The 16,601-nt window shown below is 56.1% G+C and carries 14 protein-coding genes; 8 read left to right on the top strand and 6 right to left on the bottom strand.

From position 1 onward, the window contains the following. The first annotated feature begins 297 nt into the window (after positions 1–297). From BW43_RS17030 to BW43_RS17060, 7 genes are all read left to right on the top strand, one after another. Complete coding sequence (locus tag BW43_RS17030) at positions 298–1,851, top strand: ABC transporter substrate-binding protein (protein WP_371260713.1); 1,554 nt, start codon at positions 298–300, stop codon at positions 1,849–1,851. 171 nt (positions 1,852–2,022) lie between these two features. After that, entirely contained in the window at positions 2,023–3,438 is a 1,416-nt protein-coding gene (locus BW43_RS17035) for an OprD family outer membrane porin (RefSeq protein WP_032886229.1), read from the top strand. Between the two features lie 80 nt (positions 3,439–3,518). Next, positions 3,519–5,117 carry an ABC transporter substrate-binding protein gene (locus tag BW43_RS17040; RefSeq protein ID WP_032886228.1) on the top strand — a complete coding sequence of 533 codons (1,599 nt, stop codon included), beginning with the start codon at positions 3,519–3,521 and terminating at the stop codon, positions 5,115–5,117. A 76-nt stretch (positions 5,118–5,193) separates the two neighbouring features. Next, positions 5,194–6,204 carry an ABC transporter permease subunit gene (locus tag BW43_RS17045; protein WP_003171721.1) on the top strand — a complete coding sequence of 337 codons (1,011 nt, stop codon included), beginning with the start codon at positions 5,194–5,196 and terminating at the stop codon, positions 6,202–6,204. A 10-nt stretch (positions 6,205–6,214) separates the two neighbouring features. After that, entirely contained in the window at positions 6,215–7,126 is a 912-nt protein-coding gene (locus BW43_RS17050) for an ABC transporter permease subunit (RefSeq protein ID WP_032886481.1), read from the top strand. Between the two features lie 10 nt (positions 7,127–7,136). Then, positions 7,137–8,105: an ABC transporter ATP-binding protein gene (locus BW43_RS17055; protein WP_032886227.1), complete on the top strand. Its 969-nt coding sequence runs from the start codon at positions 7,137–7,139 to the stop codon at positions 8,103–8,105. Further along, positions 8,105–9,076 carry a peptide ABC transporter ATP-binding protein gene (locus tag BW43_RS17060; protein WP_032886226.1) on the top strand — a complete coding sequence of 324 codons (972 nt, stop codon included), beginning with the start codon at positions 8,105–8,107 and terminating at the stop codon, positions 9,074–9,076. The genes BW43_RS17055 and BW43_RS17060 overlap by 1 nt, the downstream gene beginning before the upstream one ends. A gap of 98 nt (positions 9,077–9,174) precedes the next feature. Here BW43_RS17060 and BW43_RS17065 read toward each other — a convergent pair whose 3' ends face one another. The 6 genes from BW43_RS17065 to BW43_RS17085 all read right to left on the bottom strand — a co-directional run bounded on the left by BW43_RS17065 (position 9,175) and on the right by BW43_RS17085 (position 15,545). Beyond that, positions 9,175–9,435, bottom strand: a complete 261-nt coding sequence (locus BW43_RS17065) for a hypothetical protein (protein ID WP_032886225.1) — start codon at positions 9,433–9,435, stop codon at positions 9,175–9,177. Between the two features lie 96 nt (positions 9,436–9,531). Further along, positions 9,532–9,777: a hypothetical protein gene (locus BW43_RS17070; RefSeq protein ID WP_032886224.1), complete on the bottom strand. Its 246-nt coding sequence runs from the start codon at positions 9,775–9,777 to the stop codon at positions 9,532–9,534. Between the two features lie 308 nt (positions 9,778–10,085). Then, positions 10,086–11,285, bottom strand: coding sequence for an MFS transporter (locus BW43_RS17075; protein ID WP_032886223.1), 1,200 nt, complete (start codon positions 11,283–11,285; stop codon positions 10,086–10,088). Next, positions 11,278–12,312: a hypothetical protein gene (locus BW43_RS17080; protein WP_032886222.1), complete on the bottom strand. Its 1,035-nt coding sequence runs from the start codon at positions 12,310–12,312 to the stop codon at positions 11,278–11,280. Before BW43_RS17080 ends, BW43_RS17075 begins: the two co-directional genes overlap by 8 nt. Before the next feature lie 27 nt (positions 12,313–12,339). Next, positions 12,340–13,713 carry a DUF6002 family protein gene (locus tag BW43_RS28300; RefSeq protein WP_081797679.1) on the bottom strand — a complete coding sequence of 458 codons (1,374 nt, stop codon included), beginning with the start codon at positions 13,711–13,713 and terminating at the stop codon, positions 12,340–12,342. Positions 13,714–13,961: 248 nt separating this feature from the next. Then, a complete protein-coding gene (locus BW43_RS17085) occupies positions 13,962–15,545 on the bottom strand; it encodes a peptide chain release factor 3 (RefSeq protein ID WP_032886221.1) in 1,584 nt (527 codons plus the stop codon). Positions 15,546–15,876: 331 nt separating this feature from the next. On the opposite strand from BW43_RS17085, the gene BW43_RS17090 reads away from it, so the two are divergent. Further along, the gene (locus tag BW43_RS17090) at positions 15,877–16,593 is read left to right on the top strand and encodes an ABC transporter permease (protein ID WP_032886220.1); all 717 of its coding nucleotides are present in this window, start codon (positions 15,877–15,879) and stop codon (positions 16,591–16,593) included. The last annotated feature ends 8 nt before the right edge of the window (positions 16,594–16,601 follow it).

Here is a 16,601-nt window from a genome sequence, read left to right as displayed (position 1 = left end):
GAAATTGACCACGTTCGCAGCCGATGCTTCCTACAGCAACGAACTGCGAAACGGGACTCCGTTGCCTACAGGGTCAATCCAATTTGGCGCATTTACTGTGAAGTCCGCGACCCATAACGTCGTAGGACAGCAGAAGCTCCGACTTGGGAAAGGCACTTGCTGTGTGTGGGATCAGTGATGTCTCCCAGGCTTTGCGCCTGGGTGATTGCTCGCTGATGACAACTACAAACAAGGATCGGGATCGTCATGCGCCATACCACCGTTCTATCCGCCATTTTTGGCACCAGCCTGCTGGCCATGGCCACCATGGGCCACGCCGCCGACAAGAAGAGCCTGGTGTTCTGCTCGGAAGGCAGCCCGGCAGGTTTTGACACCGCGCAATACACCACCGCCACCGACAACGACGCGGCCGAGCCGCTGTACAACCGGCTGGTCGAGTTTGAAAAAGGTGCAACCAACGTACAGCCTGGGCTGGCGACCAAATGGGATATTTCCGAAGACGGTCTGACCTACACCTTCCATTTGCGTGAAGGGGTGAAATTCCACAGCAACAAGGAGTTCAAGCCGACGCGCGACTTCAATGCCGACGACGTGCTGTTCACCTTCAACCGCATGCTGGACCCCGACCACCCGTTCCGTAAGGCCTACCCCACAGAGTTTCCGTACTTCAACGGGATGAGCCTGAACAAGAACATTGCCAAGGTCGAAAAAACCGACGCTAACACCGTGGTGATGACCCTGAACACGGTGGACGCCGCGTTCATACAAAACATCGCCATGAGCTTCGCTTCGATCCTCTCAGCCGAATACGCCGAGCAGTTGCTCAAGAGCGGCAAGCCCAGCGACATCAACCAAAAACCGATCGGCACTGGCCCGTTCGTGTTCCAGCGCTATCAGAAAGACTCGCAGATCCGTTACACGGGCAACAAACAGTACTGGGACCCGAGTCGCGTTCAGCTCGATCAACTGATTTTCGCCATCAACACCGACGCCTCGGTGCGGGTGCAGAAGCTCAAGGCCGGGGAATGCCAGGTGACCCTGCATCCGCGTCCGGCTGACGTCGATGCGCTCAAGGCCGACCCGAAGCTTCAACTGCTGACCAAACCGGGCTTCAACCTCGGCTACATCGCCTACAACGTGCGCCACAAGCCATTCGACCAGCTCGAAGTGCGCCAGGCGCTGGACATGGCGGTGAATAAGCAGAGCATCCTGAATGCCGTGTACCAAGGCGCGGGGCAACTGGCGGTCAACGCCATGCCGCCGACGCAATGGTCTTACGACGACACCATCAAAGACGCCGCCTACAACCCGGAAAAAGCCAAGGAACTGCTCAAGGCTGCCGGTGTGAAGGAAGGTACCGAGATCACCCTGTGGGCGATGCCGGTGCAACGGCCGTACAACCCCAACGCCAAGCTGATGGCCGAAATGCTGCAAAGCGATTGGGCCAAGATCGGCCTGAAAGTGAAGATCGTCAGCTACGAATGGGGCGAGTACATCAAGCGCACCAAGAACGGTGAGCACGATATCAGCCTGATCGGCTGGACCGGCGACAACGGTGACCCGGACAACTGGCTGGGCACCCTCTACAGCTGCGACGCTATCGGCGGGAACAACTACTCCATGTGGTGTGACCCGGCGTACGACAAGCTGATCAAGCAAGCCAAGGTCGTCACCGACCGCGAACAAAGGACTGTTCTCTACAAGCAGGCTCAGCAATTGCTCAAGCAGCAAGTGCCGATCACGCCTGTCGCCCACTCGACGGTCAACCAGCCGTTAAGCACCAAAGTCGAAGGGTTCAAAGTGAGCCCCTTCGGCCGCAACGTGTTCTCGGGCGTCAGTATTACCCCATAAGAAAATAACCGGATTGCAGGAGAGCGAAGTCAGCTCTCCGGCAAACGTGCAGCCTTTTATTGGGATTTTTCCTACGGCAAACGTTTGCAAGTGCCTGAACGAGTTACACACCAATAGTCGGTTCACCTAAAAAGACCGGCATAAAAAAAGAGAACCAAAGGAGCTTCACCCATGAAACTGAGCAGCAAAGCGCTTCTGGCCCTGGCCATCAGCACCATCACGGCAACCGCCTACGCTGAAACCCAAAGCCAGGACTTCGTTCCTACCACGTTGGCCGGCACCAGCGCCCAAAGCGAGGCTAAAGGCTTTATTGACGGTCAAAGCCTGGGCGGCACCACGCGTAACTGGTACTCGAACGAAAAATTCAACCGCAACACCCGCATCACCTATTTCAAGGATAAAGGCGACCTGACCAAGACCAGCATTTCCCGTCGTTACAACTGGGACCAAGGCACCATCCTCAATTACACCTCGGGGTTTACCCAAGGCACCGTTGGGGTCAGCACCGAAGTTGCGGCCTACAACGTGATCGCTCTGATCCGTGATCAAAAAGACATCGGCGGCGGCTCCAACCGCACCCTGGCCCACGACCGCGGTGACGCGGTGGACCAGTGGAGCAAACTGGGCCTGGCCAACGTCAAGTTCCGCGTATCCAACACCACGCTGACCGCCGGTCGCCAGAACTTCAGCAGCGGCATCGTCGACACCATCGGCAACCGTGCCCTGCCGTCGAGCTTTGAAGGTGTGAGCTTCAACAGCGAAGAATTCAGCAACCTGTCGTTCCAGGGCGGCGTGTTCGATCGCGTTTCGCCACGTACCGAACAGAGCCTGTCGAAGTTCCGCAGTGAGTACAACAGCAAGGGCGCAGCGGGCGTCGAGACTGACAAGGTTTACACCCTGGGCGCTAACTACCAGCCGCTCAAGAGCCTGAAAACCAGCTTCTTCGCAGCCAACGTGAAGGACTTCTGGAACCAGTACTACTTCGGCGCTACCCACGAGCTGGGTGACAGCTCGGTACTGGGCCTGACCACCGGCTTCAACTACTACAAAACCGTCGATGAAGGCAAAAAGCTGATGGGGGATATCGACAACGATACCTACTCCCTGTCCCTGGGACTGACCCACCAGGCCCACAGCCTGACGTTCTCGTACCAGCAAGTGAACGGTAACGAGTACTTCGACTACCTGCACGAAACCAACGGTATCTACCTGGCCAACTCCCTGACGTCGGACTTCAACGGCCCGAACGAGAAGTCCTTCCAGGTTGCCTACGGTATCAACATGGCCGAATACGGCGTGCCTGGCCTGAAGTTCAACATCTACACCGCTCGCGGCTGGGGCATCGACGGTACGCACTACACCGGCAACCGCGGTGTAGAGAACAAAGGCTACGACGGTGTCCAGGCTCAGGATGGCGAACACCACTATGAATACGGTGTTGGCGCGTCTTACGCCCTGCAAAGTGGCCCGCTCAAAGCCACCACCATTCGCGCCACCTACGTAGCGCACCGTGCTAGTGAACAACAGTCTGACGGCAACCTGAACGAATTCCGTCTGGTTACCACCATCCCGTTCAACATTCTTTAATTAGCGCCAGGTAAACGGCGGGCTCAGGACGAGCCCGCCGTCTACGCTTGTCTGGTCCCATCGATTGCAGAGGGCTCTGAATGAAAATGCTACCGCTACAAGCCGCCATGGCTGCTGCGCTGTTGAGCGTGGCTGTCGGGATTTCAGCCAAACCGCTGGTGGTCTGCACCGAAGCCAGCCCGGAAGGTTTTGACCCGGTCCTGTACACCACCGCCGTCACCGCCGATGCCGCCGCTGAAACCATGTTCAACCGTCTGGTCGACTTCAAGCCAGGCACCACCGAAGTGGTGCCTGCACTGGCCAAAGACCTGCCAGAGATCAGCGCCGATGGCCTGACCTACACGTTCCACCTGCGTGACGACATCAAGTTCCACACTACCGACTACTTCAAACCCACGCGCAACCTGAATGCCGATGACGTGCTGTGGAGCTTCCAGCGCCAGCTGGACCCGAATCACCCTTGGCACAACAAGTCCGTCGTGGGCTATCCCTACTTTGAAAGCATGGGCTTCAAGGAACTGCTCAAGAGCGTAGAGAAGACTGACGATCACACCGTCGTCTTTACCCTGACTCGTCCTGAAGCACCGTTTTTGGCCGACCTGGGTATGGCGTTCTCTTCGATCCACTCCGCCGAATACGCCGACCAACTGCTCAAGTCCGGTAAGACCGACGACCTGAACGCCAAGCCGATCGGTACTGGTCCGTTCATCTTCACGCGCTACGCCAAGGACGCCCAGGTACGCTTCAAGGCCAACCCGGAGTATTTCCGTGGCAAGCCGGCAGCAGATCCGCTGATCCTCGCGGTCACTACCGACAACAACGTACGCCTGCAGAAGCTCAAAGCGAACGAATGTCAGATCGCGCTGTTCCCCAAGCCCGATGACATTCCAAGCATCAGGAAAGACCCGAACCTCAAGGTCGATGAACTGGCGGCGATGACCACCAGTTACACCGCAATGAACACCACTCACAAGTACATGAGCGATGCACGGGTTCGCCACGCGATCAATATCGCGTTCGACAAAGCAGGCTATACCGAAGCCCTCTTCGGCAAAGGCAATGCGGTCGTGGGCACCGGCCCGTATCCACCGACTTTGCTGGGTTTCAATACGAACCTGAAAAACCCGCCCCGCGACCTCGACAAAGCCCGCGCCCTGCTCAAGGAAGCCGGTGTACCGGAAGGCACCGAGTTCACCCTGTTTACCCGTAACGGCGGCGGCCCAACCAATCCCAACCCGATGCTCGGCGCCCAGCGCATGCAAGCGGATCTGGCGCAGGTTGGCTTGAAAGTGAATATCAAAGTCATGGAATGGGGCGAGATGCTCAAGCGCGCTAAAAACGGCGAGCACGACATGGTCTCGGCTGGCTGGGTAGGCGATAACGGCGACCCGGACAACTTCCTCACGCCCAACCTGAGTTGCGATGCCGCTAAAAACGGCGAAAACTACGCCCGCTGGTGTAACAAAGAGTTTCAAGCCCTGATCGACAAAGCCCGCGCAATTGATGAACCCGCGGCTCGGGCTGCGCTCTATGAACAAGCACAGGACGTTTTCGAAAAGGACCAACCATGGCTTCCCATGGCTTACCCGAAACTGTTCACCGCCATGCGTAAAAACGTAGAAGGCTTTACCCAAAGCCCTCTAGGTACAAATAACTTCGCCACCACCCAGGTGAAGTAAATAAGAGAAACGCTCGGCGCCGTCCACCAGGACGGTGCCGAACCTGCCTAACCGGCTGATTGAGGTACACACCAAGATGTTTAGTTTTATTGCCCGCCGACTGGGGTTATTGATCCCCACGTTTTTCGGCATCACGTTGCTGACGTTTGCGTTGATTCGCATGATCCCCGGCGACCCCGTCGAAGTCATGATGGGCGAACGACGAGTCGACCCCGAGATGCACGCACAGGCAATGGAGCGCCTTGGCCTTAACAAGCCGCTGTATGCGCAATATTTGGACTATGTCGGCAAACTCGCCCAAGGCGACCTTGGCGAATCGCTGCGTACCCGTACCAGCGTGTGGACCGAATTCACCGCCCTTTTCCCGGCGACCCTGGAACTGTCCATGGCCGCCCTGTTGTTCGCCGGTATCCTGGGCCTGTTGGCCGGGGTGATCGCGGCACTCAAGCGAGGATCCCTGTTCGACCACGGGGTGATGGGCATCTCCCTCGCGGGCTATTCGATGCCGATCTTCTGGTGGGGCCTGATCCTGATCATGTTCTTCTCGGTGAGCCTGGGCTGGACCCCGGTTTCCGGGCGTATCGACCTGCTCTACGACATCGAGCCGCGTACCGGCTTCATGCTGATCGACACCCTGCTGGCTGACGAGCCGGACGCGTTCTGGGACGCGCTGCACCACCTGATCCTGCCGGCCATCGTGCTCGGCACTATTCCATTGGCAGTGATCGCACGGATGACCCGTTCATCCATGCTCGAAGTGCTGCGTGAAGACTACATCCGTACCGCCAAGGCCAAAGGCCTGTCGCCGGCACGCGTGGTATTTGTCCACGGCCTTCGTAACGCGCTGATCCCGGTACTGACCGTGGTCGGCCTGCAAGTCGGCACCCTGCTGGCTGGTGCGGTACTGACCGAAACCATCTTCTCGTGGCCCGGTATCGGCAAATGGCTGATCGAAGCCATTGGCGCGCGGGACTACCCGGTGGTGCAAAACGGCATCCTGCTGATCGCCTGTCTGGTGATCCTGGTGAACTTCGTGGTGGATATCCTCTACGGCTTCGCCAACCCACGCATCCGTCACCAGCGCTGAGATCATGACCATGACCACACCTACTCCCGTGTCAGCAGTCGATCAAAGCCTGCTGTACCCGTCCCCGTACAAAGAATTCTGGCAAGCCTTTTCCAAGAACAAAGGCGCGGTTGCCGGCCTGTTCTTCATGTTGTTGATCGTGTTTTGCGCGATCTTCGCGCCGTGGGTTGCACCCCACAACCCGAGTGAGCAATACCGTGACTTCCTGCTCACCCCGCCGTCGTGGCTGGAAGGCGGGCAGATCCAGTTCCTGCTCGGCACCGACGAGCTGGGCCGTGACCTGCTCTCGCGCCTGATCCAGGGCTCGCGCCTGTCATTGCTGATCGGTTTGTCGTCGGTGGTGATGTCGCTGATTCCGGGCATCCTGCTGGGGCTGTTCGCCGGCTTTTTCCCACGCCTGCTAGGCCCGACCATCATGCGTTTGATGGACATCATGCTGGCCCTGCCGTCGCTGCTGCTGGCGGTTGCCATTGTCGCAATCCTCGGCCCTGGCCTGATCAACACCGTGATCGCCATCGCTATCGTCTCGCTGCCGTCCTATGTGCGTCTGACCCGCGCGGCGGTGATGGGCGAGTTGAACCGTGACTACGTGACCGCCGCGCGCCTCGCCGGTGCCGGCCTGCCACGCCTGATGTTCATCACCGTGCTGCCTAACTGCATGGCACCGCTGATCGTGCAGGCGACCCTGAGTTTCTCTTCGGCGATTCTCGATGCTGCCGCGTTGGGCTTCCTCGGTTTGGGCGTTCAACCGCCAACCCCTGAGTGGGGCACCATGCTGGCTTCGGCCCGTGACTACATCGAACGCGCCTGGTGGGTGGTGAGCTTGCCTGGTTTGACCATTTTGCTCAGCGTGCTGGCAATCAACTTGATGGGTGACGGACTGCGCGACGCGCTGGACCCGAAACTCAAGAACGCCGCCTGAGGAGATTCCCATGTCACTGTTAGAAATCAAGAATCTCAACGTACGATTCGGCGACAAGACCGCCGTGCCAGTGGTCGATGGCCTCGACATTTCGGTCGACAAAGGCGAAGTCCTGGCGATCGTTGGCGAATCGGGCTCGGGTAAATCCGTGACCATGATGGCGCTGATGGGACTGATCGAGCATCCCGGCATCGTTACCGCCGACGCCCTGAACTTTGACGGCAAGGACATGCTCAAACTGAGCAACCGCCAGCGCCGCCAGATCGTCGGCAAAGACCTGGCGATGGTGTTCCAGGACCCGATGACTGCGCTGAACCCGAGCTACACCGTGGGTTTCCAGATTGAGGAAGTGCTGCGCCTGCACCTGAAAATGTCCGGCAAGCAAGCGCGCAAGCGTGCCATCGAGCTGTTGGAAAAGGTCGAAATCCCAGGCGCCGCCAGCCGTATGGAAGCCTACCCGCACCAACTGTCCGGCGGCATGAGCCAACGTGTGGCAATCGCCATGGCCATTGCCGGCGAACCGAAACTGTTGATTGCGGATGAGCCGACCACCGCGTTGGACGTGACCATTCAAGCGCAGATCATGGACCTGCTGCTGGCCCTGCAGAAAGAGCAGAACATGGGCCTGGTGCTGATCACCCACGACCTCGCCGTCGTGGCGGAAACCGCCCAGCGCGTGTGCGTGATGTACGCCGGCCAAGCCGTGGAAGTCGGCCAAGTGCCGCAACTGTTCGACATTCCGGCACACCCGTACAGCGAAGCGCTGCTCAAGGCGATCCCTGAACACAGCCTCGGAGCTACGCGCCTGGCCACGCTGCCGGGTATCGTGCCCGGCCGCTATGACCGCCCGCAGGGTTGCCTGCTGTCGCCGCGTTGCCCGTATGTGCAGGACAGCTGCCGTCAGACACGCCCGGGCCTCGACCCTAAATCCAACAGCCTTGCACGCTGCTTCTACCCCTTGAACCAGGAGGTGGCGTAATGGCCGTCGTTCTTACCGCCCGCGACCTGACCCGTCACTACGAAGTGTCCCGTGGCCTGTTCAAGGGCCACGCCACCGTGCGCGCCCTCAATGGTGTGTCGTTCGAACTGGAAGCCGGCAAGACCCTCGCGGTTGTAGGCGAGTCGGGTTGCGGCAAATCTACCCTGGCCCGTGCACTGACGTTGATTGAAGAACCGTCGTCCGGCTCCTTGAAAATCGCCGGTCAGGAAGTGGCCGGCGCCGACAAGGCCCAGCGCAAGCAATTGCGCAAAGACGTGCAGATGGTGTTCCAGAGCCCGTACGCCTCGTTGAACCCGCGCCAGAAGGTCGGCGATCAACTCGGCGAGCCGCTGTTGATCAACACCAACCTGTCCGCCGCCGAACGCCGCGAAAAAGTGCAGGCGATGATGAAGCAAGTGGGCCTGCGCCCTGAGCATTATCAGCGCTACCCGCACATGTTCTCCGGTGGTCAGCGCCAGCGCATCGCCCTGGCCCGCGCCATGATGCTGCAACCGAAAGTGCTGGTGGCGGATGAACCGACCTCGGCACTGGACGTGTCGATCCAGGCGCAGGTACTCAACCTGTTCATGGATTTGCAGCAGGAATTCAACACGGCCTACGTGTTCATTTCCCACAACCTGGCGGTGGTGCAGCACGTCGCGGATGACGTGATGGTGATGTACCTCGGCCGTCCAGTGGAGGTGGGCCCTAAAGAGGACATCTACGCGCGCCCTTTGCACCCGTACACCCAGGCGCTGTTGTCGGCCACCCCTACCATTCATCCGGATCCGAACAAACCGAAGATCAAAATCGTCGGCGAGTTGCCCAATCCACTGAACCCGCCGTCAGGATGCGCTTTCCACAAGCGCTGCCCGTACGCGACGGCGCGGTGCAGCAGCGAGGAGCCGCAATTGCGCTCCTTGGATAACCGGCAGGTGGCTTGCCACTATGCCGAGCAGTTCGTGGCCTGATCCCCACAAAAAAGGCCCTGGGGTTTCACTCCAGAGCCTTGCTTGAGTTCTACAGCCCTTCCCGCCAGGTTGCGCATCAGCCTGGCAGGAGGGGTTTTTTATGTCTGGCTGTCGCCTTCATCGTCCGGGTCATCGCTGTCCGGATCATCGGTGGTGGAGTCTTCATCATCCTTGCTGCCGCCTTGGTCTTGATCACCCGGTTCAGCCTCGGACTTGGCCAGTTGCAGATCCTGCGCACTGTGCACCGCCGACAGCGCCACACCGCCCTGCGCCGAGTTATGCGCCCAGGCCGTCGACATCCCCAACGACAACAGCACCAGCACCTTTATCAACAACACTACGCGTTGAAAAATACTCATGGTTGATTCCGTCCAGTCAGTAGGTGAATCCCGCGCGGCAGCTGTTCAGCCCCGCCAGCGTTGACGCTAGCCCCGATGCGGTGTTTGCGCCAGGGCTCAGGTATCGCCGTCGTCGTAGGTTTCGCTGTCTTCGCCTTCGTTGTAAGGGTTTTCCGCATCCTCCTTGGGCGCAGGCTGGGCTTGCGGCTGCCAACTGCCGGAGTTGACCTCATTTTGCTTCTTCTTGGTGACAGGGCCGGTGTCCTTCCACTGCGGCGCTCCTGCGCCCGCCAGTGCCGGAAGGGCCGTCAGCCCCAGAGCGGCCAGCAACACCAGGGGGATGGCGCGTTGAACATTTCGCACGGTGGTCTCCTTTAAAGTCGGTGGGTAAACGCTAGACCCGATGCAGGCTTCTCGCCAATCCCATGCCTGTTGAAAGCAAAAATGTGGGAGGGGGCTTGCCCCCGATAGCGTAGTGTCAGCCCCGAATGTACTGGCTGACACACTGCTATCGGGGGCAAGCCCCCTCCCACATTTGTTTTGCAACGCCCAAGAAAAAGGGCGAAGCCATCACAGCTTCGCCCTTCTTCTTACCGCTCAGACCTTAATGGTGCTCGCGAGTAGCCCGGAATTTCACATCCGGCCAACGCGCCTCCATAAATGCCAGGAATCTATAAGGGTTCGGGTTCGAAACGAGTAGCTTGATAGATAAAGGGCATCGAACACATTGCCAATGTAGCTGTTACCACCCAAATGCTATGCCCACCGAACAAACCGTAAATTTGTCCGCCCAATGCCGGACCAAAAACGGCACTGGCACTCCAGCAAACAGAAAAAAGCCCGAAGTAATGCCCGCTTTTACCAGATTGCGCAAACTGCATAACAAGTACGCTGAGGGTCGGCAAAAATAGAATTTCGCCAAGCGTCCAAAGTGCAGTCGATATAAAAACATAAAATGGGTCAGAGCCAAAAGGCAACATACTTAGCCCAACAGCAAGCAGCAGACTGCCGGTTAAAATCTGGCGACGAGCCCCCCAGCGCTCAGTCCAGTGAGAAATTGGAATTTGCAGTACCACAATCAACCCAGCATTCAATGCAAATTGCCATCCTATAAAGTCCGCATCGAGGTGATAGTAGTCGATCAAGTAATTCCCAAGCATGCTGTAGATCGGTTCAAAGGCAAGTCCAAGTAAAACGCTGGCCGCCAATAGCCAGAGAAAAGATCGGTCTCTGTAGGGCTTTTGGGAAGTCTTATTGAAGTCGTCTGGAACACACGACACTTCTACAGTTCTATGTAAAATCGAATAGGCAAACCACAGAAGCCCAGAAAACATCACCGCAGCACTGACAAAAAACAACCATCGAAAGTCGATTTGTGCCAATGCACCGCCCATCACCCCTGCAACCGCCATTCCTAAATTCGCTGCGACGCGATTCAATGCCTGGGCCCGAGGCCTTTCCATCACATCACAATATTCCATGATTAAACGTTGGTGCAGTGTTCGAACGGCCCCATCAAATACACCGCCTAATACCAGAAGCCCAGCAAGCACATACATATTCGTACTAAGCCCCAAGAGAACCAGTACGATGCCACATCCGAATAAAAGTATTAGAGTAAGTTTTGCGCAAGGGACATGATCACTTAATAAGCCCCCACCCAACGAACCTACTAAAAGGCCGACACCATAACCCGACAACAACCAGCCGACCCATTCAATAGGCAAACCCAGAATTTGACGGAGATACAGCGCCATAAACAGCTTGACCATGGCGCTCACTCGATTAATAAAAATCAGTGATGCAAGCACCCAAGCCACTTGACTGAAATAATGATTAAGTCGAGAGGCAAAGAAATTAAACCTAACCATATAGCGAATCCAAATCCCGAAACACCGCCCCATCTATTCCGCTTGACTCGAACGGAACATCTAAGCGCGCAACATTATTTGCATCGTAAAAATATAGCGCCTTTAACGACTTACACCCAGCCTCTATTAACAGAGGGTTATTTATTAAAAAATACCTGACTGAGGGGCTAAGTGCTGCCATCCGAATAAGCAAACGCCAATCACCGAAATTATTTTCCGGAATAACAGCTCTCGTACCAAACCGTTTTTTATATTGAAACGTCCCCTTAGTCAGAAATGGCTCGCACCCCTGAAAATCAACATAGTCAATAGCTGAACTATTCGCCGCCCACTCTATAATTGAGTGATAAACAAAGTTTTGAGAGCCGTTAACCCGATAAGTACCGCTCCCATTTTTAACTCCGATTAGCCGAGCATTTAGTATCCGACCAGACTTATCAATTTGCGAAACGCTTCCCGCGACCCACTCCTTGGCATCGTATATCCGAAACAACACGCCTTGTTTGAACAAGCGAGCGTATGCTTCTTTTTCCTCGACGCTACGCGCCAGATCTCCATAGCGACTCTTCATCGTTGGCAAATGCATCGAGTGATAAAACTCAAAAAAATCATGATCTTCAAACGAAACATTGTAATGAAATCCCTGAGCGACACATTGCTCTCGCCGCTTACCCTCTCTCTTAGACAGCTGGCTCTTTATGTCATCCCAGGGTCCAGACACATCAACCGCCTGATGGATACGACTTACCCCCACAACATCACTGTCCAGCGCAAAGTGGCTAATGATCGTCTTAGGGGCCATTAGACATAACATCTCGCTTTTGACTATTTGCAGAAAGCATTCAAGCTCCCTCCATTCAAAAGCGCCTTGACGGACTACAGATGAACGTTCGAAAAAACGCTCTTCTATAAACGGCGCAATATAGACCAACCCCTCTCTGACACCCACATATGTAATTTCAGCCTCTTCACCTAATACAGAGTACCCCTTGACAACGCGAAAATGGCATAACTTATCTACCGACATACTCACAACCCAACTTTATGCTTAACGCTAGCGAAAAAAAGCCAGCATTTCTTCAGCAGTGTTTATATAAGTCAAACCATTTGCAGGGATGCGTTTATAATCCTGACATGAGTAGGAGCCAGAAGCATGTATGGTACATCCGTTACTCGACGTTAATAATCCACGATCAATTGCATTCAAACACCCGCAGAGCGCCATGACTAATGACCACTCCTTGAGATCCCGAGGGTCTGAGGGTAGCTTCACCGGCGTATTCACTAATAATTGCACGCACTCGCTATAACGCTGCAAGCATTCATGAAGAGATACAACAATACCTGAACCGCCGCCTTCTCTTATTGCTGCAGTCATCTCATCAGCAGTAGTAGGCTGATGTGTATAAAAAGTTGGTTCAAGGACCTCACTTGGACTCCAAGTCGTAGCAGGGAAATGTGGGGATGCTGATTGCCCCCATAGTCCGCCGACCAAACGTGAATAGCGAGGCGTAGACGTTCCGGAAAAATCACCATCCAGCATGTGGAGTACCATGTCACTTGTAGCCAAATGCTGGACCAATAGAAATGATGGCGATGCTACAGCGTGTTTGTTCTCCCTTAAAAATTTTACCCCTGACAAATAGCCTAAGAGTCCATATGCGCTTGAGACTGCATGCACATGTACTGTTTTTCTGCCCACATCCCAGGCGTCTCCGTATTCGAAGTCAAAAAAAGCTCGGGTTTGGTCAGAAAAGCGGTAGTTTTCAAGGCGTAGCGAATGCCATAACTTTAGGTCGCTGATCCCTGCCTTAGAAAACACCTCCTTAAAATCCTGACCGATCACCTTCACTCGTTCTGGCGAGTCCGTATCTAGCACGAAAATTGGATTTAGAGCACGAAGCCTCGGGTTGTCATATAGTTCTGTAGATCTAAGTTTTTCGACAGTTTGGGTTGGGGTCAGTGTAATAATCCTCAGTTGTGTTTCATCAACCAATTTTGCTTGCAGGGCACGCAGTACAGCGTCGCGCAATGCTATTGCCTTATTTCCCGAGGAAGGTGAAAACAGTAAAATCCTCTCCCCTGTTTTCTGGATATGACAGATAGCGCGAGCCACTATCAGGGTCGATGCAAGTGTTTTCGTTGTTTGTGTATTTGGATTTCCTCTCAGATCAAGTAAGCGTAGTGGTACGTCCCTATACGCTCCAAGCTCAAAAAACTGCGCTGTCGCTACTGAAAGAAATTGGCGCATAGGCTCATTTAATAACGGCAGTTCCATTGAAGGTTCGAACCCGCCATTAGAGCTAGGCGATTCAAAACCGGCAGAACTTTGTGAAAGTAAATCATAGTAGCGTTCTAGAATAGCGACCCTTTCATTGACTCTTCCTTCCACGCTTCTTAACGCCGCTGCCGGGTTAGCATTATCCATCTGTAGTTACTCCATAAAATAGGGTAGCGCGACATGGAAGCTAGACGTAGGAAAAACCCTTGTCATCATGAAAATCAAGACGAACAAAGAAATAGAATAGAGCTACTTATATGAAGGATTTGGACTACTGCTTTATAAGAAAAAAACCACAGATAAATATTTAGAAAACCACTATGGCACTCATCGGGAGGTCCCACAAAAAAGGGCGAAGCCATCACAGCTTCGCCCTTCTTCTTACCGCACAGACCTTAATGGTGCTCGCGAGTAGCCCGGAATTTCACATCCGGCCAACGCTCTTCCATCAGCGCCAGGTTGACCCGTGTCGGCGCCAGGTAGGTCAGGTGACCACCGCCGTCGACCGCCAGGTTTTCCACAGCCTTGTTGGAGAACTCTTCCAACTTCTTCTTATCGCTGCAATCGATCCAGCGCGCGGAGTACACGGTGATTGGCTCGTAGGAGCATTCGACCTTGTATTCCTCTTTCAAGCGGCTGGCGACCACATCGAACTGCAGCACACCGACGGCCCCGAGGATGATGTCGTTGCTGCGCTCGGGGAAGAACACCTGGGTGGCGCCCTCTTCCGCCAGTTGCTGCAGGCCTTGGCGCAGTTGCTTGGATTTCAGCGGGTCACGCAGGCGTACGCGGCGGAACAGTTCCGGGGCGAAGTGCGGGATACCGGTGAAGCCCAGCGCTTCGCCTTCGGTGAAGGTGTCGCCAATCTGGATGGTGCCGTGGTTGTGCAGGCCGATGATGTCGCCGGCGTAAGCCTCTTCGAGTTGTTCACGCTCGGAGGAGAAGAACGTCAGGGCGTCGCCGATGCGTACGTCCTTGCCGGTGCGCACGTGGCGCATCTTCATGCCTTTTTCGTATTTGCCGGAGCAGATGCGCATGAAGGCGATACGGTCGCGGTGTTTCGGGTCCATGTTCGCCTGGATCTTGAACACGAAACCGGTGAATTTTTCTTCGACCGGCTCAACCGTGCGCTCGTTGGCGACACGGGCCAAAGGCTTCGGCGCCCAGTCCACGACGGCGTCGAGTACATGGTCGACACCGAAGTTGCCCAACGCGGTACCGAAGAACACCGGAGTCAGTTGGCCGTCGAGGAATTCCTGCTGATTGAACTCATGGCAGGCGCCCTGCACCAGTTCCAACTGGTCGACAAAACGGTCGTACTCGTCACCCAGATGGGCGCGGGCTTCGTCCGAGTCGAGTTTCTCGATGATCTTGGTTTCGGTGCGTTCGTGACCGTGGCCGGCGGTGTAGACAATGATGTAGTCATCCGCCAGGTGGTACACGCCCTTGAAGTCGCGGTAGCAACCAATCGGCCAGGTGATCGGCGCGGCCTTGATCTTCAGGACTGCTTCGATTTCATCCAACAGCTCGATCGGGTCGCGGATATCGCGGTCGAGTTTGTTGATGAAGCTGACGATAGGCGTGTCGCGCAGGCGGCATACGTCCATCAACGCGATGGTCCGTGGCTCAACGCCCTTACCGCCGTCGAGGACCATCAAGGCCGAGTCCACCGCAGTCAGAGTGCGGTAAGTGTCTTCGGAGAAGTCTTCGTGGCCCGGGGTGTCGAGCAGGTTGACCATGTGGTCGCGATACGGGAATTGCATGACCGACGTGGTAATGGAAATACCCCGTTGTTTCTCCATCTCCATCCAGTCGGATGTCGCATGGCGGTCGGATTTGCGGGATTTCACCGTGCCGGCCACAGCGATCGCCTTGCCCATCAGCAGGAGCTTCTCGGTGATGGTGGTTTTACCGGCATCGGGGTGGGAAATAATAGCGAAAGTGCGGCGTTTCGCGACTTCGGCGGCCTGGTGGGTCATGGGAAATCGCCTGGCAGGTGAGTCAAAAAAGGGCGGCGAGTATAGCGCAAACCCCGGGGGCCGGACCACCGTTCACCCGATTAGGGGTGGCTAAATGCTGCCAAGTATGGAACCTTTTAAAAGGTAGAGACGTCCACTCCCCTGCTACCGCACTCGGAACAGGGGCTGATAAATCAGCAAGTTAGCCTGACGAGGCTGCGCTCATGGCTCGGATTGATACCGCGTTGCCGGTATGGACGAGCTGCTTTTCGCGACCACATTCGCCGACAGCCAGGAATGGCATTGCCGCTCGGAAATGTGTTCGCCGACAAAAGAAAAAAGGAGTCCGCCTGTGGCTATTCGCTATGGCAAAGGGCTGATAGGAGGAGTGGTTGTCGTCGCTCTCCTGGCCCTGCTGGTCCACTGGATCGGCATCAACACGATCGAACTGTACCGCGACGATTTGTTGTTTTACCTGCAAGCTCATTTGATCCTTGTTCTAGTGTCCATGCTGGCGGCCCTGATTGTGGGCATCCCCGCCGGTATCCTGCTCAGCCGACCGAACATGGTCGGGCGCGCAGAACGCTTCATGCAGATCTTCAACATCGGTAACACCGTCCCTCCCCTGGCCGTACTGGCCATCGCCCTCGGCGTCCTCGGCATCGGCAGTGGTCCGGCCATCTTCGCGTTGTTTCTCGCGTCCCTCCTGCCCATCGTGCGCAACACCTACGAAGGCCTGAAAAACGTTCAAGGCTCACTGAAAGAAGCGGCCACCGGCATCGGCATGACGCCTCGCCAGGTGCTGTTTCGTGTGGAATTGCCCAACGCCGTGCCGATCATCATCGGCGGCGTGCGCGTGGCGCTGGCGATCAATGTGGGTACTGCGCCGCTCGCGTTCCTGATTGGTGCAAACAGCCTCGGCAGTCTGATCTTCCCCGGCATCGCCCTGAACAATCAGCCGCAATTGCTGCTCGGCGCCGCGTGCACCGCGTTGCTGGCCTTGCTGCTTGACGGTCTGGTGACCATGGCCAGCCGCCTCTGGCTGGAACGCGGGTTGCGTCCGTCTTAAGGCTTTGC

The organism is Pseudomonas sp. RIT357 (assembly GCF_000632245.1).
In the GTDB taxonomy this organism is placed as follows: domain Bacteria; phylum Pseudomonadota; class Gammaproteobacteria; order Pseudomonadales; family Pseudomonadaceae; genus Aquipseudomonas; species Aquipseudomonas sivasensis.
This window is presented reverse-complemented; position numbering and strand designations above follow the sequence as displayed.